Genomic DNA, 24407 nt, shown 5'->3' on the forward strand with positions numbered 1-24407 from the left:
TCACTCTTTTGTTATCAGAACGAAAGAGGAATCTTATAGTATTTCAGTTTCGACGATTACCTATAATTATCAGTTAGTGGGTTTGCTTCGTTCCTCGCAAAGACAAACTGAACACTGAATACTAATTTAAATCACTCCCATTTTCTTCATCAGGAAAGTAGCACTTCTATTTTTACAAATTCCGTCCCGAAGTTTGTAATCAAAATGGAGTTCATTATTGATAATCTCAACTTCAAAACATTTATTGATTAGTGTATTTGGAAAGTCATTTGTTGTCAAGCAAACTTCAATATCGTGCGTTGCAATAGCTCCAACAGCTTTCTTACCTATCACTTTTTTGACCACTTCAATTGTTCCGTTGCGTTTATCATCTGAATTGGTACCACGTAATATTTCGTCCAATAAAACAAATGCCGGTCTATTTTCCAATTCGTCCATAATTTGCTTTAAGCGTTTGATTTCGGCAAAGAAATACGATTCGCTATCGGACAACGAATCAGATAATCGCATGGAAACTAAAACGGGTAACGGATGTACACTAGCCTGACGAGCACAAACCGGCGAACCTATTCCTGACAAAACCATATTGATTCCTAAACTTCTTAGAAAAGTACTTTTACCGGACATATTAGAACCCGTTAAAATCATAAACGATTCGGGATGAAAACGCACGTCATTTCCTACTCTAGTTTTTTCATTTAATAAAGGATGGCTTAAATCCTTGAAATCTATTTCGAAATTACTGTTCAATGTTGGATATACAAACTCCGGATTGTTATACGAAAAATTGGCCAAACTGTTCAATAATTCGAATTCACCAATAACTTCCAACCAATTTTCTAAAGCTTGGGCATGATCTTTTTTCCATTGAATTAATGATTTTAAAACATGTAAATTAAAAAGGAACGTTCCATTGAATACGATAGCCGTAACAAAATTTGAGATACTGTCCATATTAGAAAACAAACCGGCTAACTGTTTCAAATGCACGCTGGCATTTTCTTTTTTGAACATTAATTTTTGTTGTAAATCGATTAATTTTTTCGACTGAAAAGATTCATTTTCTATTTTTTGCAACAATAAACTATATTGATGAATGGTTTTATCTATATTCGTGGAATTAGCAATTTCTGCCTGGATACGCTTCATAAACCGACCCAAAACAATTAAATTAAATACAAATAAATACGATAAGACGGAAGCAAAAACAGTAGTCGAAGTTACTAAATAGGCAATCAAAACTCCCAGAAAAAGAAGTGGTGAAAAATAAGAAATGAAAACACTCATTTTAGCCAAGGGCGTACTATTAAATGTACACCACTCGAGCAGAGTCTCATAATTCGATTGATTGTCGTTGCTTATTTTGGCGAAAGCCAAAAATTCCTGACGCCAGTCTAATTTTTTGGTTAATTCTTTTACCGCTTGATGATTTCTAAGAATATCTTCATTGGGCAAAATTGATAAAAGCTGGTTTGCGAATGTTTTTTTACCAATAAAAGTAGCGGTTCTATTCAAGTTTTGGAACAAAGAATGCTCGCCAAAAATATCTAAATCATAGGCATACGGATGGTGAAAATCATTAAATTCCTGTCCGTTTTCAAAAGGGATTTTATTTCTTTCCAGGTAGGAAATTTCATTTTCATTAATATCAAGTAAGGCTTGATTGACATGTTTTTCGAAAACTAATTTAGAATGAATGCGCATAAATACTACGAATAGTCCAAAAAGAAAAATGGCAGCAATTATGAAAATAATTTCGCTGTTTTTGATGTAGTAATAAATAGAAACCAAAAAAAGTACAATAGAAAGAAGTCTTAAAATACTTATACTATTGTACTTTTTATTGATTGCAGTCAATGCTGTTGAAAAGCGTATCTTTTTTGCTTTGTATATTTCCATAATTCAATTAATGAATTGCAAATATAACGAAATAGATTACTTTGAAGGCTAAATTAAAAGGCAATGGTGATGCCGCAGTATATAGAATTCAAGATTTCAATTGAATTAAAACTGAATCAATCAATAGGAATCGCTAAAATTGGGATATCAAAATTCGTAGCTATTTTTTTTGTTAAACTAGGTTTGAAAATCCCTTCAAAAAAACCTCTTTTATACGTAAGCATAGTCAGTACATCAATTTCTTTGTACATTATAAAATCCAGAATTGTTTCTTTGACTTCGTCACTATTGATCACAAAAAACTCAACGGGTTCATTAATAAATTCTTCCTCCCAAGCAGTTACTGTATCATTTGAAACATCGGAATCACTAGTTTTTACATACAAGCATTTTACTTTAGCTTTCGTTTTTTTAGCGATATCTAACACCATTTTCAATGCTTTTTTATCTTTAGTTCTAAAACGGGTTGTAAATCCAATAATTTCTGTTTTTTTGAATTTTGCTTCTAACGGAACACACAACATAGGAATATCTATTCCAGAAATAACAGCACCTGTATTGGTACCCATAAAAAAAGCTTCCCATCCTGTAGCTCCTGAAGTACCCATGATCAAAAAATCTATTTTATCTTCTTTAATTGATTTTTTAATATTATAAAGTAAATTTCCATCCATGAGCCTATGAGACATTTTTATTTTGTCCAAATGCCGTTCATCGGCTATGGCGCGCAATTTTGGGATTTCATCTTTAAACATATCAAATTGAGCTAAGGCCAAGGAATCATAAATGACGGCGTAATTTTCGGGAAAAAACTGATTGTCATAAATGGGCAATTCAAAGGTGTGCAATAAAACGAGTTCACCCTGAACTATTTTTGCAAATTCTAAAGCATGTACAAAAGCATTAGTAGCCACTTCAGAAAAGTCGGTTGGAAATAGAATTTTTTTCATTTTATCTTTTATTAAAATAATTGGTTTACTAAAATAAATTATTGATGTCTTTACGTAATCAAATCAGAATATTTTTATTCATGAATAGCAAGAATGGGTACATTGATATGAAAGGATAATTTTTTTGAAAGACTAATTTTGAAAAGTTTTTCAAATAAATTTCTGTGATACACATGCATTGCAATCAAATTAATTTTATACAAATCGATAAAATTTAAAATAATTCCTTCTACATCTTCTCCTTTAATGGAGTGGAATGTAACTTCATTATTTTCAACTAATACCTTCCAATCCTCTCTGCTATCCTCCTTAACTTCATGATGCGGGGATGCGGCACGCAGGCAATCAATATGTGATTGAAATATTTTAGACAAAGACAGAACTCTTACAAAAGACCCTGTGTCCTCCAATTTATATTGCGTAATGAACAGTATTTTTTCAATAGGATGATATGTACAATGCGCCGGTATTGCCAAAACTAATGCTTTGACATCATTCATTACTTTTGTGGCTGTCGTACCGAAAAAAGTTTCCTTTATACTTGTGGCGCCTTTAGTCCCCATAACTACGAAATCAAAATTTTCATTCTCGGTTATTTTTTTTATTTCGGGAACCAAATTTCCCAAAATCAAAACATGGCTTATTTTGATATGACCTAAATTATTTGCTTCCGCAATTTTTCTTAAAAGTGGCACTTCATCTTTATAATTTTCAAAATTACTGAGTTCTGTAACCTCATAAATTTCATGTAAATACTCAGAAACATTTACATAATTGGCTTGTAAAAATTGGTACACATGAATTGTAACTATTTCAGCATTAACGGATTCTGCCAATTTTAATGCATAGATAAACGCATTTTTAGACACTTCTGAAAAGTCGGTAGGAAATAAGATTTTCTTCATACTATAGTTAATTTATTGCAAATTAATTATTAATATAAATTTACAAAACAAAAAACAAAATAGTACGATAATTATCACTTTGGCTAATTTTTAACAAAAAATAGCGTCAATGGTTTAGTACAAGAGACTTGTAGCCATGTCAATTTTACTTACTTTTACACCAAATTGACTTTAAATATGATACTTCACGATTCCATAGTGGCACTGGCAACTCCTTCGGGGGCGGGTGCTATAGCCGTAATTCGGATTTCCGGACAAGATGCCATTACTATTGGAAATTCTGTTTTTAAATCCATCAAAAACAAAGAATTAACAACCCAAAAAACGCATACGTTACATTTAGGGCATATAATGGATGGTTCCAAAACTTTGGATGAAGTCCTGGTCTCCATTTTTAAAGGACCAAATTCCTATACTGGCGAAAACACGATCGAAATTTCCTGTCACGGTTCTACTTATATACAACAACAAATTATTCAATTATTGCTTCGAAAAGGGTGTCGAATGGCAGATCCTGGCGAATTTACGTTGAGAGCATTTCTAAACGGAAAACTGGATTTGTCCCAAGCAGAAGCTGTTGCCGATTTAATTTCATCAGATAATGAAGCTTCGCACCAAATTGCAATGCAGCAAATGCGTGGCGGTTTCTCAAATGAAATAGCAAAATTAAGAGAAGAACTCTTGAATTTTGCATCACTAATCGAACTCGAATTAGACTTCGCCGAAGAAGATGTAGAATTTGCTGACCGAACCCAATTTCATGAATTACTAAACCGAATCGAATTTGTCCTAAAACGATTAATCGATTCATTTGCCGTAGGAAATGTGATTAAAAACGGAATTCCTGTAGCTATTGTGGGCGAACCCAATGTAGGGAAATCGACACTTTTGAATGCTTTATTGAATGAAGAGCGCGCCATTGTTTCGGAAATTGCGGGAACCACGCGTGATACCATTGAAGATGAGTTAGTGATTGGCGGCATTGGTTTTCGATTCATTGATACGGCTGGAATCCGGGAAACGGAAGACGTGGTAGAAAGCATCGGGATTCGTAAGACTTTTGAAAAAATTGAACAAGCGCAAGTTGTCGTTTTTCTATTTGACAGTTCTGAGTTTAAAGTTTCTGGTTTAAAGTTAAAAGTGGAACTGGAAAAAATTAAAAACCAGTTTCCGTTGAAACCTCTTGTAATCATTGGTAACAAAGCCGATAAATTAGAAGAAAGTGAAATAGGAAATTTGAAAGCTGAAATTCCTGAAATCATACTAATTTCTGCAAAAGAAAAACTAGGCGTTGAGGATTTAAAAAATCAATTACTTTCATTTGTCAATACCGGAGCATTAAGAAATAATGAAACAATAATCACTAATACAAGACATTATGATTCATTACTGAAAGCTTTGGATGAAATACAAAAAGTAAAATTTGGTCTTGAAACGAACTTGTCCTCCGATTTGATGGCATTAGATATTAAAGAAGCTTTGTACCAGTTTGGAATGATTACGGGACAAGTAACTAACGACGAATTGTTAGGGAATATTTTTGCTAATTTCTGTATCGGAAAGTAGGTTTCACAAAACATCACAAAATAAAACAAAGAATCCCAGTTAAAATGTCATAAAAAGGCATTTTAACTGGGATTCTTCTTTCTGTTTATTTAGCTTTATTTGCAGATAGTTTGTTCCTTTTTGTACCATTATTGTACCACGAAAATAATTTTCCTTATTGGATTTTTTTTTGGCGAAATTATGACACACAGAGAGACACATAAACACAATGAGACACAAAATTAGTCACATTATGAGTTCTAATATTGAGGTTATCAGAATTTGTGAGCACTGCAAAAAACAGTTCACAGCCAGAACAACGCGCACACGATATTGTTCGCACATTTGCAACAGCCGTGGTTATAAATCACTGGTACGCAAAGGAAAAGTAGAAAAAAGCAATAACGAGATCGTTCAGCTTTTAAATACAGATTTGGAAAAAATAAAGCCACTTGAGTTTTTAAAAATTACTCAGGCAACCCTTTTTTTAGAATCAGCAGAAGTACGCTTTACAGGTTAGTTAACAATGGATAGCTGGACATTGCAAAGTTTGGCAAACGAACTGTTATCCGAAGATGCGATCTTGAAGCTTTTTTTGCAATTCCTATACAGGATGTAACCTTGAAAACTGGACAGCAATTTCCTGGTTTTGACAATTGCTATACTATAACGGAAATTCAAGAGAAGTATAATATTTCTTCAGGAGCGCTCTATCTATTGATTCAACGGCAGGGCATAGTATGTCAAAGGCAGATTTTATTTTGATGCATGAATTTTCACGTAATAACTGAACCATGGATTACTTATTTGAACAACTTTTCCAGAAATTACTATAATTTTTGGGTTTAGGACCTGTTACCCTTAATATCATAGCGCAAAAAGCCCTCAAAATGAGAGCTTGATTATCTGCAATGACGCATAACTATTTATATTGTTGCGATTGGTTTTCCCTTTAAGCTTTCACTTACCAGTTTTGAAAGAAATATTGTAAAGGGCTCTATATCACCTCTCACACTTGCGCTTTCTAGAGCTGCCATGTAAGGATCACGTTCTTGAACAGGAATAACAGTCCAAGGGAATCCTCCCGAGGCCAGCATCACATTCATTAGGAATCTTGCCATCCTGCCATTGCCGTCCATATAGGGATGTATGTACACAAATATAAAGTGCCCTAGCACTGCACGCACTGCGGCACTGCTTTCGTTTTCGAGTAATTCAAAAAGCGTGGGCATTGCATCTCTCAGAGCATCTCTGTTTAGAGGTACGTGCAGAGAATTAGAAATATAGACCTGATTGGTTCTGTATCCTGCCAAATCCGAAGCTTTTAAAATTCCAACGGCCACACTGGGCGCAAATAATTCCTGATACCAATCTCTATGGTCATCGTCAGCTACTTTTCCTGCATTGTCGCCTTCTAAAATTTTACCGAGACTTTTCTTTACAGCTTTTGTAGCCTGCCAGTAACCTCTTGCTGCCATTGCATTCCTGTGGTTTCCATCATTTTCATTCCCCTTGATGTCCCAATCGCCAATGCGGACTTTTTCAATCAACTCGACCGATACCACGTATCTTTCGATAGAAAGGGAATGATAGGCATCGGTGACATAAATCTGTTCTACAGCTTCAAGGTATTTTTCTTTGTCTTTTGGAAGACCTGGTTCATCGGGAAAATACTTTATAACAACTTTTCGCCATTCATCCCACATGAGCTTGATACGGTTTGCATAGGGTGATCTTTCTCTGAATGATAGAGCAACAGGAGATTTACTTTGGAAAGGATCTGTTTCGCGTACATTGTAATCAGCGGCTTTCATTGTTTTCAAAATGTCATCAGCGATACGGTCTCGTCCGATATTTCGAAACGCACCGGCTAACCTTCCGGCTACTACTGAATGTGAGCCTTCGAGAAGTGAGCCGAGAATTTCGGATGCATCCTGAACCAGTGCCAACGCGGCCCGCACATCGACCGCATTCCTTTCGAACATTGCTATAGAGCAGTTTATTAAAGCGGAGTGCAGTGGTAACATTCTGATACCATTTATCTCCACAATATCGGGCATATATGGAAGTGGTGACTTCATTTCCAGTAATGACGTATTATACAACAATGGTATGACTTTGTTTGAAGCTTGCAATGCACGGATAATTAACTGTGTAGGTACAGTACTATTTCCTGTATGTATCATGAGGGACTGATCAGCTGAAATGCAGTAGGCTTCTCCATATTTATCCCTGAGATAACGTGAACAGAATTGCCAATAAGATGTATACCATGAAGTAGTGTCACCTGCGGTTTCGTGGGGATTTGATACAATGTACCAACCTCTGGATACTCCCTTCAAGAAGCCATTTTTTATCAGACGCTCTATGAGTCCTGTTTATTTCCGATGATTTTATTGCGACAATATTCTGATCTTCCTGAAAATTACGAAGTGTCTGAAGGGATGCCGCCAATTTTTCTCCAGGTGTCGCCATTTATTCTTTTTTTTGAATTATTTACCTACTATTTTTTAAAAGCAAAAGATTACCAGTTTCGCATCGTAATTAACCTATTGTGTCGCACATAAATTAGTCTATTGCGTCGTATTTAAATTAGCTTATATTGTTGCGCGTAAATTAGCCTACAATGCAAATGTAATAAATTAATCAATATTTTTGCTAATAATGATTGTGAGGTTTCCTAAAGGATGATTGTGAATCATCATCAGAGATACAACATTTGCCTGCTCATTCATCTTGTTCAAATTATACTTACGTTCACGAAAACGTAAACACTTCATATTGGTGAACAACGATATAATTATTTAGCAGCACCAACAACAGCAGCACCAACTATTTGTGCTGTAACTACATCTAATACTATCAATCAATAACTTCCTCGGCAGCAGTTTTTAAAAAAAATCTTAAACATCGATTTATAGATTTTGTTATATTGATGAAATTTTCTGATCATTAAAGCTTAGAAATAATAGCGGGTTCTTGTTCTACGTGCGATAAGTTCTTTTTTGTAGCATTCACGGATGCACGTAATCTTCATGTTTGTACTCATAGAAATGTCACTTTAGGTGTCTCACTGTGACTATTTGTGTCTCTGTGTGCCATAATTTGGCAAAAAAATATTTTTTATACCTCAAATTTTGAGGTATAAATGAGGTGCAAATTTAATCAAAATAACGCCTACGGCTTTTAATCGACCGTAAGGCGGTCAAAGACCACACAAAACGACAAGCAGACCGAGATTATCAAAAATTCTAAACTTGCGATAGTACGAGTAATAAATTTCTTTAGTGTAAGCCAAGCGAGCTTTTTACTTGAAACAAGCCGAAGAATATTCTACAGAATTATTTCTAGAGGAGAACTTGATATTGCAAAATTTATTATTAGCACAATACGTAGAAGAAGAGTACCAATTGACCTTGTAACTAAATCCAAACTCTATTTACTTTATCTTTTTTTTGTCAATTAAGGCCTGAATGAGATTCCACTCATACAGATGAAAGGTCATTCCGTTACTCATTGCTACAAACATTCCATTAGGAAAACTAGTGCCTAAATTCAGAGCCGTCACATCTGCTCCGTCAGATTCAACTGTAGCAGTTGGAATTTCTGCCAATAGTGGATACACATTTGAGTCGCCTTTAGAACCCTCTCTCGGGTATACCATAAACGTATTATTTTGCTGATTGCTAACCAAAATATAGCCGGTTGTATCCGTTGTTTTGTAAATCGCAATTCCTTCGTTGTCCGATTTAAAATCTTTTTGACCAAAAAGAGCCTGTTCTTTATTATTCTTGACATCCGGATCGGCTAGGTATTTTTTGATTCCAAATTGTTCGTCACTATAATAGACAAATCCCAACTCATTGTCAACAGCGATAGCCTCAATTTCTTTTTTTCCGCTAAAGCTCCCAAACTTGCGAACCAATTGTGCTTTTACCGTTCCGTTTTTGAAGGCTGTCAATTGATATTGCCATAAATAACCGTTTCTAGGTCCTGATTTTCGGCCTACAATGGCAAAAATAGCCTGGTCACTTGCTCTGGTATACAAAGCAATTCCCATTGGGTCACGTTCTTTTTCTCCTTCAAATACCGGAATACCGCCATTATCAATTGGTTTTAAATCAGGAAGTGAAAAAATTCTGATTTTATTGGTTTCGCGTTCGGTAACCACAGCGATATCTACTTTTTTAGTTCCAATCTGCAATCCATAAGCAACATCGACATTGTTAGGTCTACGCATTATGTCCGTCTTATTTACTATTTTTCCCTTCAAATCAAACACATAAAGCGCTCCATTACTGTCTTTATCCGTCCCTAAAATTAGACTTTTTTGAGCATCATGAGGATGAATCCAAATGGCTGGGTCATCAGTATCGTGAGGAGTGGCTTGGGTTACTACTGCAGGTTTAAGCGCATTTTCTTTTATCGCCGTTAGTTTGTCTTTACAGGAAGTCAAAAGACCAAAACTTAGGAGTACAAGGACTATTTTTTTCATCTTATTTCTTGATTTCCTTTTTATATAGTACTATTCCTTTTTCATTGATTGCCTGAACCACAAGTTTCGTATCGGTTACAGAAAATGTCATAAATCCAGGTTCAGCTGCTGCAAACACCGTACCTTCTCTTTTCCCTGTTGGTCTTACTTCACAAGCTGAACCTGTAAGAAATTGAGTGGTATAGCGTCCTTTAGGCTTTATGATTTGAAAATCATGTTCATGACCGCACAAATAAGCATCTACCTGATATTTGTCAAAAAAAGAGGCGAATTTTTTTTCGAAAGATTTAGTATCCGGACTGTCTTTTCGTTTTCCACCGGAATACAAAGGATGATGCCCCACGACCATTTTCCATTTGATCGATACATCAGTTGTATTTAAGGTTTCAGTCAGCCATTTTCGCTGTGCCAAAGTGTCCTGAGCAATTATATTTTCATACATATCCGATCCTTTTTTATAATAGCCATCTATAAACGGATTCGTATCCATGACCACTAATAGCAATTTATTTCCGTCCTCCAAGGCTATTGTTTTAGAATAATAATTACCGGGTAAAGTCCATCTGCGGCTCACTTTTGAATAATCAATTTGAGCTTGAATATTGCCCCTATAATCGTGATTCCCCAGAGCTATATACCAGTTGTCATACAAACTGTGATTGGTATATATGTTTTCAAAAGAAGAATTCCATTGACTGTCCTGCGTACTTTGTACTCCATTTGGATAAAAATTATCTCCCATCGAAAGTGTAAATTCGGATCCTAAGGTCATAGCTGCTTTCCCCATTTGATCGGCTACTTCTTTTTGGAAATACTGTCCGTTTCTACCAAAATCTCCCATAACAATAAAGTTAAGACTTTTGTCCACTATTTCTAATGCAGGAATAAACCCTCCTGTATAACCTGATTTTTGTTCTGATAAATAATCCTGGCCAAAGAGTGGTAAACTAAGCAGCAAGGATATCGTAAGTACTCGAATTTTTTTCATGACAATTATGATTTAAAGCATCCAAATAATGCTTGATTACTTAGTGCTATTAACTATTAATGAGATTTAAAGATCAAATTTGACACCAAAATTATATCTAGCCTGATAGTATTCTAATTGTTTGGTTCTTTCAGAAGTACCCTGATAATAACGCAAAGGCTGGTTGGTAATATTATTAGCTTCCGCAAAAATACGAAGGCTTTTTGTAATTTTATATGATACATTCATATCCAGGAAAAACTGTTTGTCATAATAGCTGTCTTGGAATTCAGATGCACCCAGCTCATCTAAATAATCTGCAGCAAAATTAGCAGAAGCTCTGGCCGAAAATTTACTGTTTTCCCAAAACAAAGAACCGTTAATCATATGCGGAGCAGTGCCGGGCAAACTAACATTACTTCTTTCATTTCCGTCTGCATCTGAAATTCCTTTGGCATCTGATTGCGTATAGGTGTAATTAGCATACACTCCGAAACCTTTTAAAAATTTACCTGGTAGAAAATCCAATTGCCTTTGAAAAGCAAATTCAAATCCATAAACAGCAACATTATCCCCATTTCTGGATTGGATAAAATTCCAGTTTTCTCCCATGGGTACCGGATTGGATTGGGTTGGAAAATCGTTAGCAAAATCAGCCGTAGTATACTGATTATCACTGTAGGTATAAATGAATTTATTGAGGTTTTTGTAGAAAAATCCGGCAGATATCAAACCCACAGACTCAAAGTAATTTTCGGCCATTAAATCAAAATTATGAGAAAAGGTAGCGTCTAATTCCGGATTTCCAGCTTGTATCTCCGCATCGGCAGCGATGTTATTGACAAATGGCGCTAATGCATAATAATTAGGACGGGCTAAGGCAGTCGTAAATGCAGCTCTTAAAATTAAATCTTTGGTCGCATCATATTTAAAAGCAACACTTGGAAGAACATTCGTATAGGTATTAGTATTATTAATTTTACCTTCTAATTCTGATTCGTCTAAAACTCGGTTTCCGGTATAATCAATATGAGTTGTTTCAATACGTGCCCCCACAATCATAGAAAGCTTATCATTAAAATCCTGATCCCATCGTACATACCCAGCATAAATATTTTCCTTAGCAGTATAATTGACCGCTAAAAATTCAGAGGGATCGACTTCTTGCCCATAAAGTACGGGATTATTTAAGTCTAAATTGCTAAGATATGAAACTGAAGCCTGCGTACCCGAAACGTATTGGCTTCCGGGATTAAATCCATTTCCTCCAAAAAAAGTAGCTGGAACATCTGCCAAAGTAAAAGCAGTGTTAGGAGTATAGGAATAGAAAATATTGTTTCTTTCTTTATCCTTCAATCGGACACGAAGCCCCGTTCTGATTCTTCCTTTTTGATCTTTAATAACCGAAAACGGAAATCGAAGATTCACTTTGGCTCCCAATTCGCTTTCATCAGTACGGTCTCTATTTTCTGAAAGTGCTGTTTGAGCAAATAGATTTAGATTTTCTCCGCTAGTGCTAATCAAGGGCAGTCTATTATTGCTTAAATCCTGCGTAAAAGCCAATCCTTCCTGTTCAAATTCAAGGTAGCGTTCATTAGGGCGAAATTCACTGGCGGTTGCATAATTTACGGACCAGTCTAAATCTAATTTTGAATTCAAAAGATGTTCTCCTTTTAAGGAATAATTCTGAACGCGCTGATCTTCTAATCGAGTACTTTTATTGCGATTGTTGTCAATACCCCCTTTAGTCTGTCTTCGAACTCTTCCTGTAAAACCAGTTATGGATTCATTTTCATAAATGGGTGCAATATCATCATAACGGGTTCTAAAACGGGTTTCTCTGTCATCTCTCCAATTGTATATTGCATTAGCAAAAATTCGGTTATTTTCATTAAATTCATAATCTAAAGCAATGGCCGCACTTCTTCGGATGCGTTGTACATTATAAATTCTGATATCAGATTCCTCGACATACACATTATCAAAATCATCGCGTACCCAAACCGCTTCAACATTATCAGAACCGTAGGTGTTGTTATTATAGGAACCACTGACAACCATTCCTAATTTATTGTCTAAATACCGGTTTCCATAAACCAATCCCGCCGTATAATTGGCTTTATCTCTTATTGGACTAAAACCACCGGCCATAGTAGCCGAAATTCGTTCTCCGTTTGGAGAGGCACGGGTAATCAAATTTACAGAACCTCCAATAGCATCGGCATCCATATCAGGAGTCAGGGTTTTGTTAACTTCAATAGTTGCAATCATATCCGAAGGAATCAAATCCATTTGAACATTTCTGTTATCCCCTTCAGCTGACGGAATTCGATCCCCATTTATAGTAACTGAATTTAAAGACGGTGCCAATCCCCTTACAATAATGTTTCTGGCTTCGCCCTGATCATTTTGCATGGTAATCCCCGTAACCCGTTTTAAAGCATCTCCAATATTCGCATCTGGAAAACGGCCTACCTGATCGGAGGAAATAATATTAGTAATGTTACTATTGTTTTTTTGCTGATTCAAAGCTCTGGCTTGACTTCGAATCCGGTCTCCTTTTACAATCACCTCATTTAAATTTTCAGAACCACTGGACAATACCATATTCACTATCGTATTCTTGCCTTCCAACACAACGACTTGTTGCTTTAGGGTTGCATACCCTATATAATGAACTTCTATTTGATAGGTTCCGGCAGGAACATTCAAAAATTCATAATCTCCAATTTGATTGGAAAGCGTATTTCGATTTGCTGCATTCAATAATTTTATAGAGGCAAAAGGCAAGGAAATATTACCATTTGTGTCCGTTATCTTACCGGAAACGATACTGCTTTTCTGAGCAAATACAGATTCGCTGATGCTACAAATTAAAAATAATAAGAATAATTTTTTCATAAGATATACTGTTGTTTACAATATTGCTAATATAAACGCAGTCGTATTAAGAAGAGGTTAACTGTTGATTAGGCTATTGGTTTCAGTACTTGAAGACTAGTTAATTAACTTTTTGCTCTTTTTTACGTAAGAAATTAAGATGTTGTAGTAAAAATTAAGCTAATTTTAAGAAAACTATCTATGAATTTATAATTTGAAAATAATAATAAATTTAAAATCTATAAAAAAAGACCATTACGTCCAATAATTACACTTTTATCTGCAACAAAGGGATGTGATTTATTGCAAAAATCAAGCTACAGATACAAATTGCAAAAAAGGGAAGCTCTTTTATTGTTTTGTGTCCAATTATTAAATCCGTATAGTTCATTAAAAATAACATTAGTTTGTAGTATTCGAAGTCACATTTTTTAAGTGTGATTCTTCTCTTAAAAAATTAAAATCATACATTTTGCTACAATTTTATAATCATCTGGCAGAAGCAAAATAAGGTTTAATCAGTGCTGATGCCGTTTTCTAACAATAAATTAGAAATATTTTTTCATAAGTTATTGTAAAACAGTTAATTAAATTATTTAATAGTGTGAATTAATTCGAAAAATTATTAATACAATCTCGATATAGTACAAAATAATTCGATTTTTATGGAATTATATTGAATCTATAATTGATATAACATGCACTAAAAGTCAAATTAAGTACTAAAAACAGATTCTAAGCCTATAAAAAAGGTAACTTTAAGATATGAAAAAGCATCATACTATAGTAATCGCCGGGGCGGGGGAATTGCAGAAGCAGTTGGTTTGTTACTGATGGAATGGAGTGAAGTAACTCCTACTCTTTTTATTGGTGATAGAACCCATTTTCAAAAGCAAAAAAAATCACTTTTTCTGCAATCCTTTCTTACGGAATTTTAACTAGACTGTAGATCTGTTTTTAGATCGGATACTTTTGCCTTAAATGCAATCAAAAAAACCAAAAATTGTATAAGAAAACTCTTTTAGTTGCAACTTATTCTTTAAATGATTTGCGAGATTACGATTAAAACGATCGCTATTAAAGCTAGGAAAAGTCCAGCGAAATTCATTTTAGTTAGTTTTTCCTTAAAAATAAAAATCCCAACAAGACTTCCCATTACTATTACACCCATGTTCATACCAGCAAAAACCGTTGAAGGATTTTCAGCGAAAGTCTTATGCGCTTTTAGATAGAAGAGTATGTTTCCAAAGTTGAAAACACCTACCATACCACCAAAAATAATATTTTTGAAGTTTAATGAGACTTTAGTTATCATCACGTTATAAATAACAGCGCCAATCATAATAAACAACGCAATTCCAAAAACTACAAATAATGACGTTGTATATGGCAAAGTGGTGTGAAGGGCAATTTGCTTGAAAAGGATGTCTATAATTCCAAATCCTAATAGCACTACTGCAGGATAGACCCATTTATTTTTTGTGTTTTCAGAAGGTTTAGCAAGGATTAGCAACAGCGCTGGAAATGCTGCCAAAAGCGCCGCTATTTTTAGGATAGTAAAATCCTCTTTGAAGAGCAGCCAAGCAGCTAAAATAGGAATAAACAAAGATAGCCTTTGAGCAGCATCCGTTTTTACAATCCCTACTTGTTTGATTGAAGCCGCCAAAAAAAGGAAGATTGCTGGTAACAAAATCCCAAGAGGAACATAAATTCCCCAAGGTGCGAAAGTGCCAATATTGGTAAGATCCGGACTGAAGAAGAAATAACAAAGAATAAGCGCAAATAAATAATTCCAAGCAACAATTTGAATAGGACTGACTTCATATCCGCGAGCCACTTTAAACAACACTCCCACAGTGACACTGCAAATAATACTTAAAACAAGAAATAGCATAGCGAATTTTTAGAGGGTAAAACTACCATTTATTGTCTTTCCTTTTGCTCTTTTATAAAAGTATTGAAACTAATATTTCCAGACCAAGAATAGTACGCATCCGGTTTCAGTAGAACAAAAAGAGAATTTAGCCCTCAAATTATGGCAATCTTAGATCCTTCCTTGTTCTTTGAGTTTCCAATACCGCAATAAACCATTTACAGACATCCAGCTTGGATTAGCAAACTCATAGGTTTGAATTTCATCCGAATCCAGTCCTTTATCTAAAAACTGCTTTCTGGTGTAGTCCATAAATTGAGGAACTATACTTTCTGGCGGAGTTTGATTGTCATAAAAAGGTTTGATAAAACTAGCCCAATCATCCAGAACTATTTCTAATCCTGATAGTAGTTCATCTGGATTTTTTTGCAAATCAAAATGAGTTAAATACAAGGCTCTAGGCTTTAAATCTTTTAGTTTTTTAAGGGATTGTTTCCATAATTCAATATTAATATCCGGGGGAGGACAAGGAGGAACAACGGGACCATCTCCTATTTTTACTCCGGCCACATCCCCAGTAAATATCACATCCTCAATTTGATACGAATTATGATGCACGGCATGACCCGGTGTATACCATACTTTTATTTGAATATCTCCCAGGTCTACAACATCACCGTCAGTAACCCCAATCAATTGTTGCTCAGGTATAGATTCCATTTTCCCCCAAAGGAGCTCCATCTTATCGGTATAGATCATTTTGGCTGAATTCCATAATTTCTCCGGATTAGCTAAATGTGGAATTCCAATGGGGTGTACGTATATTTTAGCGCCATTTTGTGCCAATTTCCAAGCTGCTCCGGCATGGTCAAAATGAATGTGCGTCAGGAATACATGCTGAATATCTTTGATCTCATACCCTATCTTCTGGATTCCTTTTTCAAGATACTCCCAAGTAGATTCCGGTCCGGTTTCGATAAGTATTGGACCTTTTCCGGTTTCAATTAAAAAAGCACCAATAGAATGTTTTTCGGATTGAAAGTGTAAATCAATAGTATGAATTTTATACATAGCTTGGTTTATTTATTATGGGACAAGATAGTACATATTTATTTTAAAATCTCTTCAGATCGATATAGTTTTATTTTAAGATACTTTTTCAATTACAATAAAAAAGTGTAATTCACACCAAACATTTACTACTGGTCATCAAGATATCTATTGATTTCAGCTACTTTTACAGAATGGATTCTTTTACTCAAATTGCTTTAGGAATTGGCATTGCAGAAGTATGCGCAGGCAAAAAGCTCAAAAATAAAACAATTTTATATGGTTCAATTCTGGGCACAATTCCCGATTTAGATATTGTAGTAGGTTTATTTTTAAATCCTGTAGATGCAATCCTAATTCACCGTGGCATCAGTCATTCTCTTTTTCTTTTTCTATTTTTATCGCCTGTTTTGGGTTGGATTATTTCGAAAATAGAAAGAGACAAAATCAACTTTTTTCAGGCAACTCGTATGGCGTTTTGGTGTTTGTTTACCCATGTGCTCCTGGACATGTTCACTTCATGGGGTACACAAATTTTATGGCCTTTAGACTATAGATTTGCATTAAAAACCATTTTTGTAATTGACCCGTTGTACACTATTCCATTAATTATTGCATTGATTGTGACTTGGAAAACAAAAAACGCAGTACTTCGCAAAAAATATATAATTAGAGGATTATCCATTAGTACTGCGTATCTGCTTTTGTCCTGTTTCATCAAAGTATATGCCTTGAACCAATTTGAAAAAGCATTAATAAAACAAGGAATTCAGTATTCGGAAATTATCGTAAAACCCACCGCTTTCAATCTCATTTTGTGGAACGCTAACGCAGCCACAGCAAACAATTACGCATTAGGCGACTACTCTCTTTTTGACACGCAACCCATTTTATTTACTGCTTACAGCAAAAATAAATTTCTAGAATCGCAACTAAAAGGAAATTCAGATTTTGAAAAACTAAAAAAAGCGAGCGAAGGCTGGTATATTATTTCTAAAAAAAATCAATCTTTATATTTCAATGATTTGCGCTTTGGACTGTTAAATGACGATTCAAAAAACCCTCAATTTGCGTTCAGCTATCAATTTATTGCAAGCAAAACAGAACTAAAAGCGGTTGAAGTTCCGAAAGACAAAAGGGACGGAAAGCGATTACTTCAAAAAATAGTTACGCGGATAAGGGGAAACTGAGTATTTTTTTTAGAAATATTAATCACTCTTCAACCATCCCGTAATACTCATTCTGGTATTTTGAGTGACCAAAACTTCATGAACTAATTCGTCACTCTTAAAGAAAACTGTTTTACCTTGAGTTGGGGCTATCTTTTGATTGTTATTAGCTTGATGAATCAGCAACTCACCACCGTCACTTTCTTGCCAATTGCTGTTCAGATAACTGATCATAGAGTATTTTCGGCTGGGATTATTCTTGAATTGATCCAAATGTTTGAGATAAAAATCGCCCGATTCATACAACGAATAATGAAATTCATATCCTGTTATTCCAGCATAACAACTTTCATTCAAATAAATAATAAAAGCTTCTATTTGAGCAAAAAACTCATTTTCGAATGCGTTGTTGTGTTTTTTATCCAGCCAATAAATGGAATCGCTTCGTATTGCACCATCATAAGAAACCTTTTCTGCGTTGCCAATTCCTGCTTCCGTCAACAGACTATTTTGGTTTAAAACAATCAAATTTTGTTTTAGATTATTAGCTAAATCGGCACTCAAAAAATGTTCGGATATGCCTACCTTATTTTCAATATAAGTAGCAATCAAGGCTTCAAAGCTATTTTCCATGTCTTTCTTTTTGACTGCTTAGACAATCAATGAGGCAAGGTAGACTAATAAAAATCAGTAACGTCGATAAAGAAATAAATAAATGGGACGCTTATTTTATTCTCTAGAAAAAAACGCCAAAATAGATCAATTTTCAAACAAAAAAGTCATTTAAGGAACGACACAATAGTGATTCCTTAAATGACTTATAGTGCAAAAAACGTATGTTATTTACAATTTACTAATAAAGCTTCCGTAAATATCCTTGAACTGATACCCTTTAGAAAAACGGTCTTTGCTTAGTTTTTTATATTCAACCAATCCCCAAAGAATAAATTCCTTCATGAAAAATTTATCTTCTTTTTCCAGTTGCGGTTGGTATTTTTTGATTAAAATTTCAAGAGGAACAATACTTTCTAATATTCTTTCGTATTCTTCATCAGAACAATCATCTGATAATTCGAAACCACTTTCGGCAAAAAACCATTCGATGATATCCGTGTAGGCATTTTTGACACCTTCTTTCTCTAATTTTTCGATTTTTGGAAAATATGCAGGAAAAAAAGTATGGATCGCATCGCCCAATAAATGTTGTGCTACAGCGGCGGCTCCCTCCTGCTCTCCTTCGTAAACCAATTCGACTTTTCCGGTAATAGCAGGAATAATTCCCATAAAATCAGACAATCGCAACGTTGTTTTATCTATTCCGGATCTCAAAGCCCTTCTTTCTGCAGTACTTAATAAGTTCTCAAAAGCGGTAATACTCAATCTGGCGCTCACCCCACTTTTGTTATCAATATATTCGCTTTCTCTTGCTTCAAAACTGATTTGTTCTAATAAATCTCTCGCTAACGAAGGCACGTAAACCATATTATTTTGTGTGGCGTCCAGTTTTGCTTCCTGCTCTGTAATGGTTCTGGCAATTTTAATGGTTTCCGGGTAATGCGTCAGGATTTGAGAACCTATCCTGTCTTTTAATGGGGTTACAATACTCCCACGATTCGTGTAATCCTCTGGATTTGCTGTAAATACAAATTGCAGATCAAGGGGCATTCTCAATTTGAATCCACGAATCTGGATATCGCCTTCCTGCAAAATATTAAATAGTGCTACTTGGATTCTCGCTTGTAAATCCGGTAATTCGTTAATAACGAAAATACAACGATTCGCTCTTGGAATCATTCCAAAATGTATCACGCGATCATCCGCATAGGACAGTTTTAAATTTGCTGCTTTTATTGGATCGACATCTCCAATCAAATCTGCAACGGTTACATCCGGCGTAGCTAATTTTTCGAAAAAACGGTCGCTTCGGTGTAGCCAGGAAATGGGAGTTGCATCGCCTTTGGTTTCAATAATATCTTTGGCAAAACGAGAAATGGGCTGCAACGGATCGTCATTAATCTCGGAACCTGTCACAAACGGAATGTATTCGTCCAACAATTCGATCATTTTGCGTGCCAATCGGGTTTTGGCTTGACCACGAAGCCCTAATAAATTGATGTTGTGCCGCGACAAAATAGCACGTTCTAGTTCCGGAATTACGGTATCTTCAAAACCGTGAACACCTTCAAAAGTTGGTTGTCCTGATTTAATTTTATTTCTTAAGTTCGTACGCAACTCATCTTTGATGTTTATACTTTTGTAACCTGATTTTTTTAATTCTCCGAGAGTTTTTATATTTTCTATTTTCATATTGCTTTTAAAATTATTATTGTTAACTGTCAATTTGTTCTTGACTGCGCTCGAACTGACAACTGAGACTGTGACTAATTACTATTTTATTCTCTTTTTACGATTGGTCTCATAATCCTCAAAAATCATTTCACCCAGTCCTTTTAATCCGGTATAAAATGCTTTTCCTTGATTTGATTCGGTGAATTTATTGACGAATTTTTGCAAATACGGATCATTCGCAATCATAAATGTGGTGATTGGAATGTGTAGTTTTCGAGCTTGCTGCGCCTGATTGTAGCATTTATCCACAATATATTCGTCGAGTCCGTTACTGTTCATATAATAGGAACCATCTTTTTCGCGGACGCAACTTGGCTTCCCATCGGTAATCATGAAAATTTGCTTGTTGGTGTTTCGTTTCCTGCGCAGGATATCCATGGCTAGTTGTAAACCGGCAACTGTATTGGTGTGATAAGGACCCACTTTTAAATACGGTAGATCCCGAATTGCAATGGTCCAAGCATCGTTTCCAAAAACTAAAATATCTAAAGTGTCTTTTGGATAACGGGTCGTAATCAACTCAGCAAGAGCCATTGCTACTTTCTTGGCAGGAGTAATTCTATCTTCACCGTACAAAATCATACTGTGGCTAATATCGATCATCAAAACGGTACTCATCTGTGATTTATATTGCGTTTCTTCAACAACTAAATCATTCTCGGTCAACATAAAATCTGCTATTCCGTTATTGATTTGGGCATTGCGTAAACTTTCGGTCAAGGAAATTCGTTCGAGTCCGTCACCAAAATGAAATTCCCGAAATTCCCCGGTATGTTCGTCACCGTTTCCGGAATGTTTAGTCTTGTGATTGCCGCTTCCGGAGCGTTTCAGATTACCAAAAATATTGTCCAATGCTTGTTGCCGAATGGCACGCTCCGTCTTGGCAGTAATACCAATTCCAGCAGTGCCATCCTCTTTAAGTTCATCGCGGATGTATCCTTTTTTCTTTAAATCTTCAATAAAATCATCAATACTGTAGTGTTCATCAGTGAGTTTATATTCTTTGTCCAATTCCCGCAACCAGTCGATTGCTTCATCAAAATCTCCTGAAGTATGTGTAATTAATTCTTTGAAAATACCAAAGAGCTTATCAAACGGAGACTGAAAAGGGGCTTCGTATTGCTTGAAATAAAAACCTTTTTTAGTGTCATTTTTCATAGCCAATAAAATTACACCAATAAAAAATGTATGCTATACAAACATTTATTAATTTTTAGTTAAAAACGATAAAATCCAAAAAAAGCTACCTAAAAAAATTGTCCGTCCACATAAAACCAACATCCATTTTCAAGTTTGAAAGTAGAAAATTCATGATGAATTTGTTTGTGAAGTTTGGTGTCTAAAAAATGAGCTTTGAATTCTACCGTGTTCTCTGTGGATTCTATAATTTCCAATTGCTGCCATTTATTTGAGGTGGCCCAATTCAGAATTTCACATTTTGAATACTGCTTTCTCACCGTAATATGGGTTGTGGCCAACAAATAATCTACCTGATGTGTTGCATAGGCTGAATATCTGGAACACATTAAAGACTCAGCAGTTGTCGCTTTTTTTACTCCATTAATAATGGGCTCACAACAATCCTGGAAATTTTTATCGAAACCGCAATAACATTTGTTTTTGATCATTCTTTGATACAATTCGTTTAAATGGATTCAGTTGCCTGTCCATTTAACCCTGCTATTTTTTGATGCAACTGGTTCAACAAGACTTGATAACGGCTTACCTCCATCAGGTCTTCATCCTCTTCGGCAAAATCCAAGAGTTCATCTAATTGCTCACTAACTTCTGCTAATTTAGTATTGGCTTCCCGGGCATTTTTTTTAGCAATAAAATCGATTATTTGCTGAACGCCACTTTTTACTTCGCTAAATTTATTTTTTTCCATGATGTAGTTACATTATTTTTCTGAAGCCTTATCTTCATTAAATTTTTTAGTAATTTGCTTTAGTTTTTCTTTGCGCAGCATTTCAGCTTGCTTAACTTTATCCTGCGCTTTGTGTAACTTATCGTTGTGTTTTTTAATATTTCTTTCGTTATTTCTACTCATGCTCTTGCGCTCTAAATTATCAAATGTTGAATCAATTTTTCGATTCAAAAACTACTGCAAAGTTCGGTTTAATTATTGAAATTAAATTTTTTTTTAGTTTGATCGTACTTTTTTTAATTGTCAACAGGCTTCTCTATGCTTTAAATTTCCACAATGGGCTTTGAAATATCTTCTCCATAGGGTTCGTTTCTTTTAAAAAATCAATTTTTTTAATATTAAAGATCGTGCGCCAAATATAATAAAAAACGTATAAAACACAAAAATTAACACTGCAACTAAACCCAAATAAAAATTTACTTTAATCTTTAACACTACTAACCGACTAAAATATAAATTAGACAAAAAACCTCCTGCATCCCTTTATTAGTCACGGAAATTCTTTTATATTTAAAAGACTTACCTCCCTGTATTTTAGAACAATGCGGTTTGAAGGTTTGGCGATTTAGCCCTTTTTAATCGTATCGTGTACGTTCTGCGAGTATTCTCAATTACCCAAAAAACATCCAAATTGCTTATTAAATGAATTTTTATCAATGCAGCTACTATCGAAAACGCTTTTTTTGTTTGCGATTTTGCCTTTAGAACCATCAAAAGTAATTGAGCTATGAGTGTAATCCAGATTTGGGTCTTGATTCCGTTTTCGGTTTCTGAATAAAAATAGTGCAGTTACAAATTTTGTTTAAGTTTCTTGAAAAGTAACTCAATCTACCAACGAATTTTATAAATCAAAGCCACCTCTTGAATGCTTATCTCAAAGTTATTGGTAATAAATTCGTAGATTCTTCCTTTGTCATCTCGGTAGACAACTTTTCGTAAACACAGGTTTTTTTCTTGATTTTCTTCTTTGTATTTTAAGTGAATATGTTCTTCTTTTAATACTCCAAAACCAGTTCTCCCTTGGATTTGACAAAATGATTCTTGTACCACTTCGTAGACTGCATTGGACTTTAACCGGAACGTAAAATTGATTTTATTTTGGGTAAATTTTGCAAATTGAAGATAATGATTGTAAGCTCTATCAAAGACAATAATGCTGAATTCTGGCAGATTTAGGTATTTCAGAAAATTTTTGTCGTGCAGTTTGGCTTCGCTAAATTTTACAAATGTTGAAGTTTGTGAATGAGCATCGATAAGCATATGAACTTTTAAGCCACCTTTCTTCTTGCATTCGCCTTTTTGGTTGCGTCCAGCTCCTTTCATCACTTGAGAAAATAGGCTGATTGTACTGGAATCAAATATGAAAAGTTTATCAAATGAAATATTATCAATTCGGCTGACCGACAAAAGAGGTTCAAAGTGTTTGAGCAATAAAAAATAAAATTCTTTAAAAAATTCATTGTCTCTTTCCCGGAGATCATCGTCAGCAGTACTTTTTGCAGGAGAATTATCAAACCCTAAATGGTTTAGTTTTCCATGCATTGCCAACATTCCATCGCAAATTTTTCCCATAGAATTACAACGACTAAAAACTCTGAAAAGCATCGTTACAAGTTGTGTCCAAGCACAAAAAGACTTGTAATATCGGTCTGTTTGATGCTTTTTTGCAAGAATCTCAAATTTGATTTTGGGAATAAAATCAATCAATTGTTTAAAATCGGCTGACCGACAAACTTTTTTCAATATCTTTGGAACTCATGTTTTTTTGATTTGGTAAGCAAAAGATATGAAAAAAAAGGGCTTACTGTTAAAAGTGGCCCTTTATCTTGAATTTATTTAGTCGGTTAGTAGTGATTTAAAATCTATATTTAATGACAAAAAAAGCAATCTGGATAGTCGATGATGATGCCATTTACCAAATTATTGTAAATAAAATAATTCAAAGGTCCGAAATATTTTCGAGGGTATCGTCATTCAAAAATGGAAAAGAAGCGATTGACTATCTTCATTTTGCTTTAGAAAAGAATGCTGCCCTTCCGGATATCATTTTATTGGATATTAATATGCCAATAATGGACGGCTGGGAATTTATGGAAGAAATAAGACTGATAAAACCTTTATTTGATAAACAAATCATTGTGTATATCGTGAGTTCCTCCATTGCAGTTGAAGATAAAAACAAATCTAAATCATATGAAAATATTCTAGGATACCTGTCTAAGCCTATCACTACTAAAGATTTATTATTGATTTCTTTAAATGATTAAAAACACGAAGTAGTCTACTAAGTAAGTCGAAGGTTTAACAGTCGTAAAGTCAAAAGAATTAACTTTAAGTAAAACGACTTTAAATCAAATTGTTACATAATTTTATCCTGATTTTAAAACACGACATTATA

At 34.7% G+C, this 24407-nt stretch carries 20 protein-coding genes; 4 read left to right on the forward strand and 16 right to left on the reverse strand.

What is annotated here, in order from left to right:
- Positions 1-126 precede the first annotated feature (126 nt).
- From EKM02_RS01425 to EKM02_RS01435, 3 genes are all read right to left on the reverse strand, one after another.
- Positions 127-1899 carry a MutS-related protein gene (locus EKM02_RS01425; protein ID WP_126451693.1) on the reverse strand — a complete coding sequence of 591 codons (1773 nt, stop codon included), beginning with the start codon at positions 1897-1899 and terminating at the stop codon, positions 127-129.
- Between the two features lie 116 nt (positions 1900-2015).
- Positions 2016-2849 (reverse strand): universal stress protein, encoded by an 834-nt coding sequence (locus tag EKM02_RS01430; protein WP_126451694.1) that lies wholly within the window; start codon positions 2847-2849, stop codon positions 2016-2018.
- Positions 2850-2923: 74 nt separating this feature from the next.
- Positions 2924-3754: a universal stress protein gene (locus EKM02_RS01435; protein WP_126451695.1), complete on the reverse strand. Its 831-nt coding sequence runs from the start codon at positions 3752-3754 to the stop codon at positions 2924-2926.
- Positions 3755-3931: 177 nt separating this feature from the next.
- On the opposite strand from EKM02_RS01435, the gene mnmE reads away from it, so the two are divergent.
- Positions 3932-5320, forward strand: coding sequence for a tRNA uridine-5-carboxymethylaminomethyl(34) synthesis GTPase MnmE (mnmE, locus tag EKM02_RS01440; RefSeq protein ID WP_126451696.1), 1389 nt, complete (start codon positions 3932-3934; stop codon positions 5318-5320).
- Positions 5321-5552: 232 nt separating this feature from the next.
- Positions 5553-5819, forward strand: coding sequence for a hypothetical protein (locus tag EKM02_RS01445; protein WP_126451697.1), 267 nt, complete (start codon positions 5553-5555; stop codon positions 5817-5819).
- Between the two features lie 406 nt (positions 5820-6225).
- Here EKM02_RS01445 and EKM02_RS01450 read toward each other — a convergent pair whose 3' ends face one another.
- From EKM02_RS01450 to EKM02_RS01475, 6 genes are all read right to left on the reverse strand, one after another.
- Positions 6226-7326: a Fic family protein gene (locus EKM02_RS01450; RefSeq protein WP_234423131.1), complete on the reverse strand. Its 1101-nt coding sequence runs from the start codon at positions 7324-7326 to the stop codon at positions 6226-6228.
- Between the two features lie 1412 nt (positions 7327-8738).
- Entirely contained in the window at positions 8739-9794 is a 1056-nt protein-coding gene (locus EKM02_RS01455) for a phytase (protein ID WP_126451698.1), read from the reverse strand.
- 1 nt (position 9795) lies between these two features.
- Positions 9796-10782, reverse strand: coding sequence for a metallophosphoesterase (locus tag EKM02_RS01460; protein WP_126451699.1), 987 nt, complete (start codon positions 10780-10782; stop codon positions 9796-9798).
- A gap of 66 nt (positions 10783-10848) precedes the next feature.
- Positions 10849-13662 carry a TonB-dependent receptor gene (locus EKM02_RS01465; protein ID WP_126451700.1) on the reverse strand — a complete coding sequence of 938 codons (2814 nt, stop codon included), beginning with the start codon at positions 13660-13662 and terminating at the stop codon, positions 10849-10851.
- 1018 nt (positions 13663-14680) lie between these two features.
- Positions 14681-15535 (reverse strand): EamA family transporter, encoded by an 855-nt coding sequence (locus EKM02_RS01470; protein ID WP_126451701.1) that lies wholly within the window; start codon positions 15533-15535, stop codon positions 14681-14683.
- A 150-nt stretch (positions 15536-15685) separates the two neighbouring features.
- Positions 15686-16585, reverse strand: coding sequence for an MBL fold metallo-hydrolase (locus EKM02_RS01475; RefSeq protein ID WP_126451702.1), 900 nt, complete (start codon positions 16583-16585; stop codon positions 15686-15688).
- A gap of 173 nt (positions 16586-16758) precedes the next feature.
- On the opposite strand from EKM02_RS01475, the gene EKM02_RS01480 reads away from it, so the two are divergent.
- Positions 16759-17754, forward strand: a complete 996-nt coding sequence (locus EKM02_RS01480; protein ID WP_126451703.1) for a metal-dependent hydrolase — start codon at positions 16759-16761, stop codon at positions 17752-17754.
- 18 nt (positions 17755-17772) lie between these two features.
- Here the strand turns inward: EKM02_RS01480 and EKM02_RS01485 are convergent, their stop codons facing one another.
- The 7 genes from EKM02_RS01485 to EKM02_RS01510 all read right to left on the reverse strand — a co-directional run bounded on the left by EKM02_RS01485 (position 17773) and on the right by EKM02_RS01510 (position 23752).
- On the reverse strand, positions 17773-18366 hold the full coding sequence (locus tag EKM02_RS01485; RefSeq protein ID WP_126451704.1) for a 2OG-Fe(II) oxygenase: 594 nt from the start codon (positions 18364-18366) through the stop codon (positions 17773-17775).
- A 210-nt stretch (positions 18367-18576) separates the two neighbouring features.
- On the reverse strand, positions 18577-20040 hold the full coding sequence (locus EKM02_RS01490; protein ID WP_126451705.1) for a magnesium chelatase: 1464 nt from the start codon (positions 20038-20040) through the stop codon (positions 18577-18579).
- Positions 20041-20121: 81 nt separating this feature from the next.
- Positions 20122-21240: a vWA domain-containing protein gene (locus EKM02_RS01495; protein WP_126451706.1), complete on the reverse strand. Its 1119-nt coding sequence runs from the start codon at positions 21238-21240 to the stop codon at positions 20122-20124.
- 89 nt (positions 21241-21329) lie between these two features.
- Positions 21330-21710: a YchJ family protein gene (locus EKM02_RS01500; protein WP_126451707.1), complete on the reverse strand. Its 381-nt coding sequence runs from the start codon at positions 21708-21710 to the stop codon at positions 21330-21332.
- Positions 21711-21727: 17 nt separating this feature from the next.
- The gene (locus tag EKM02_RS01505; protein ID WP_126451708.1) at positions 21728-21970 is read right to left on the reverse strand and encodes a hypothetical protein; all 243 of its coding nucleotides are present in this window, start codon (positions 21968-21970) and stop codon (positions 21728-21730) included.
- A 12-nt stretch (positions 21971-21982) separates the two neighbouring features.
- Positions 21983-22132, reverse strand: coding sequence for a hypothetical protein (locus tag EKM02_RS14860; RefSeq protein WP_199878452.1), 150 nt, complete (start codon positions 22130-22132; stop codon positions 21983-21985).
- A gap of 705 nt (positions 22133-22837) precedes the next feature.
- Complete coding sequence (locus EKM02_RS01510) at positions 22838-23752, reverse strand: IS4 family transposase (RefSeq protein WP_158614715.1); 915 nt, start codon at positions 23750-23752, stop codon at positions 22838-22840.
- A gap of 128 nt (positions 23753-23880) precedes the next feature.
- On the opposite strand from EKM02_RS01510, the gene EKM02_RS01515 reads away from it, so the two are divergent.
- A complete protein-coding gene (locus EKM02_RS01515; RefSeq protein WP_126451710.1) occupies positions 23881-24276 on the forward strand; it encodes a response regulator in 396 nt (131 codons plus the stop codon).
- The last annotated feature ends 131 nt before the right edge of the window (positions 24277-24407 follow it).

Source organism: Flavobacterium sp. RSP49, assembly GCF_003968735.1.
Classification (GTDB): domain Bacteria; phylum Bacteroidota; class Bacteroidia; order Flavobacteriales; family Flavobacteriaceae; genus Flavobacterium.

Bases quoted from the DNA above. Each gene is read 5' to 3' on its own strand.
- EKM02_RS01425 (WP_126451693.1), bottom strand. From the start codon at position 1,899: ATGGAAATATACAAAGCAAAAAAGATACGCTTTTCAACAGCATTGACT.
- EKM02_RS01430 (WP_126451694.1), bottom strand. From the start codon at position 2,849: ATGAAAAAAATTCTATTTCCAACCGACTTTTCTGAAGTGGCTACTAAT.
- EKM02_RS01435 (WP_126451695.1), bottom strand. From the start codon at position 3,754: ATGAAGAAAATCTTATTTCCTACCGACTTTTCAGAAGTGTCTAAAAAT.
- mnmE (WP_126451696.1), top strand. From the start codon at position 3,932: ATGATACTTCACGATTCCATAGTGGCACTGGCAACTCCTTCGGGGGCG.
- EKM02_RS01445 (WP_126451697.1), top strand. From the start codon at position 5,553: ATGAGTTCTAATATTGAGGTTATCAGAATTTGTGAGCACTGCAAAAAA.
- EKM02_RS01450 (WP_234423131.1), bottom strand. From the start codon at position 7,326: ATGTTACCACTGCACTCCGCTTTAATAAACTGCTCTATAGCAATGTTC.
- EKM02_RS01455 (WP_126451698.1), bottom strand. From the start codon at position 9,794: ATGAAAAAAATAGTCCTTGTACTCCTAAGTTTTGGTCTTTTGACTTCC.
- EKM02_RS01460 (WP_126451699.1), bottom strand. From the start codon at position 10,782: ATGAAAAAAATTCGAGTACTTACGATATCCTTGCTGCTTAGTTTACCA.
- EKM02_RS01465 (WP_126451700.1), bottom strand. From the start codon at position 13,662: ATGAAAAAATTATTCTTATTATTTTTAATTTGTAGCATCAGCGAATCT.
- EKM02_RS01470 (WP_126451701.1), bottom strand. From the start codon at position 15,535: ATGCTATTTCTTGTTTTAAGTATTATTTGCAGTGTCACTGTGGGAGTG.
- EKM02_RS01475 (WP_126451702.1), bottom strand. From the start codon at position 16,585: ATGTATAAAATTCATACTATTGATTTACACTTTCAATCCGAAAAACAT.
- EKM02_RS01480 (WP_126451703.1), top strand. From the start codon at position 16,759: ATGGATTCTTTTACTCAAATTGCTTTAGGAATTGGCATTGCAGAAGTA.
- EKM02_RS01485 (WP_126451704.1), bottom strand. From the start codon at position 18,366: ATGGAAAATAGCTTTGAAGCCTTGATTGCTACTTATATTGAAAATAAG.
- EKM02_RS01490 (WP_126451705.1), bottom strand. From the start codon at position 20,040: ATGAAAATAGAAAATATAAAAACTCTCGGAGAATTAAAAAAATCAGGT.
- EKM02_RS01495 (WP_126451706.1), bottom strand. From the start codon at position 21,240: ATGAAAAATGACACTAAAAAAGGTTTTTATTTCAAGCAATACGAAGCC.
- EKM02_RS01500 (WP_126451707.1), bottom strand. From the start codon at position 21,710: ATGATCAAAAACAAATGTTATTGCGGTTTCGATAAAAATTTCCAGGAT.
- EKM02_RS01505 (WP_126451708.1), bottom strand. From the start codon at position 21,970: ATGGAAAAAAATAAATTTAGCGAAGTAAAAAGTGGCGTTCAGCAAATA.
- EKM02_RS14860 (WP_199878452.1), bottom strand. From the start codon at position 22,132: ATGAGTAGAAATAACGAAAGAAATATTAAAAAACACAACGATAAGTTA.
- EKM02_RS01515 (WP_126451710.1), top strand. From the start codon at position 23,881: ATGACAAAAAAAGCAATCTGGATAGTCGATGATGATGCCATTTACCAA.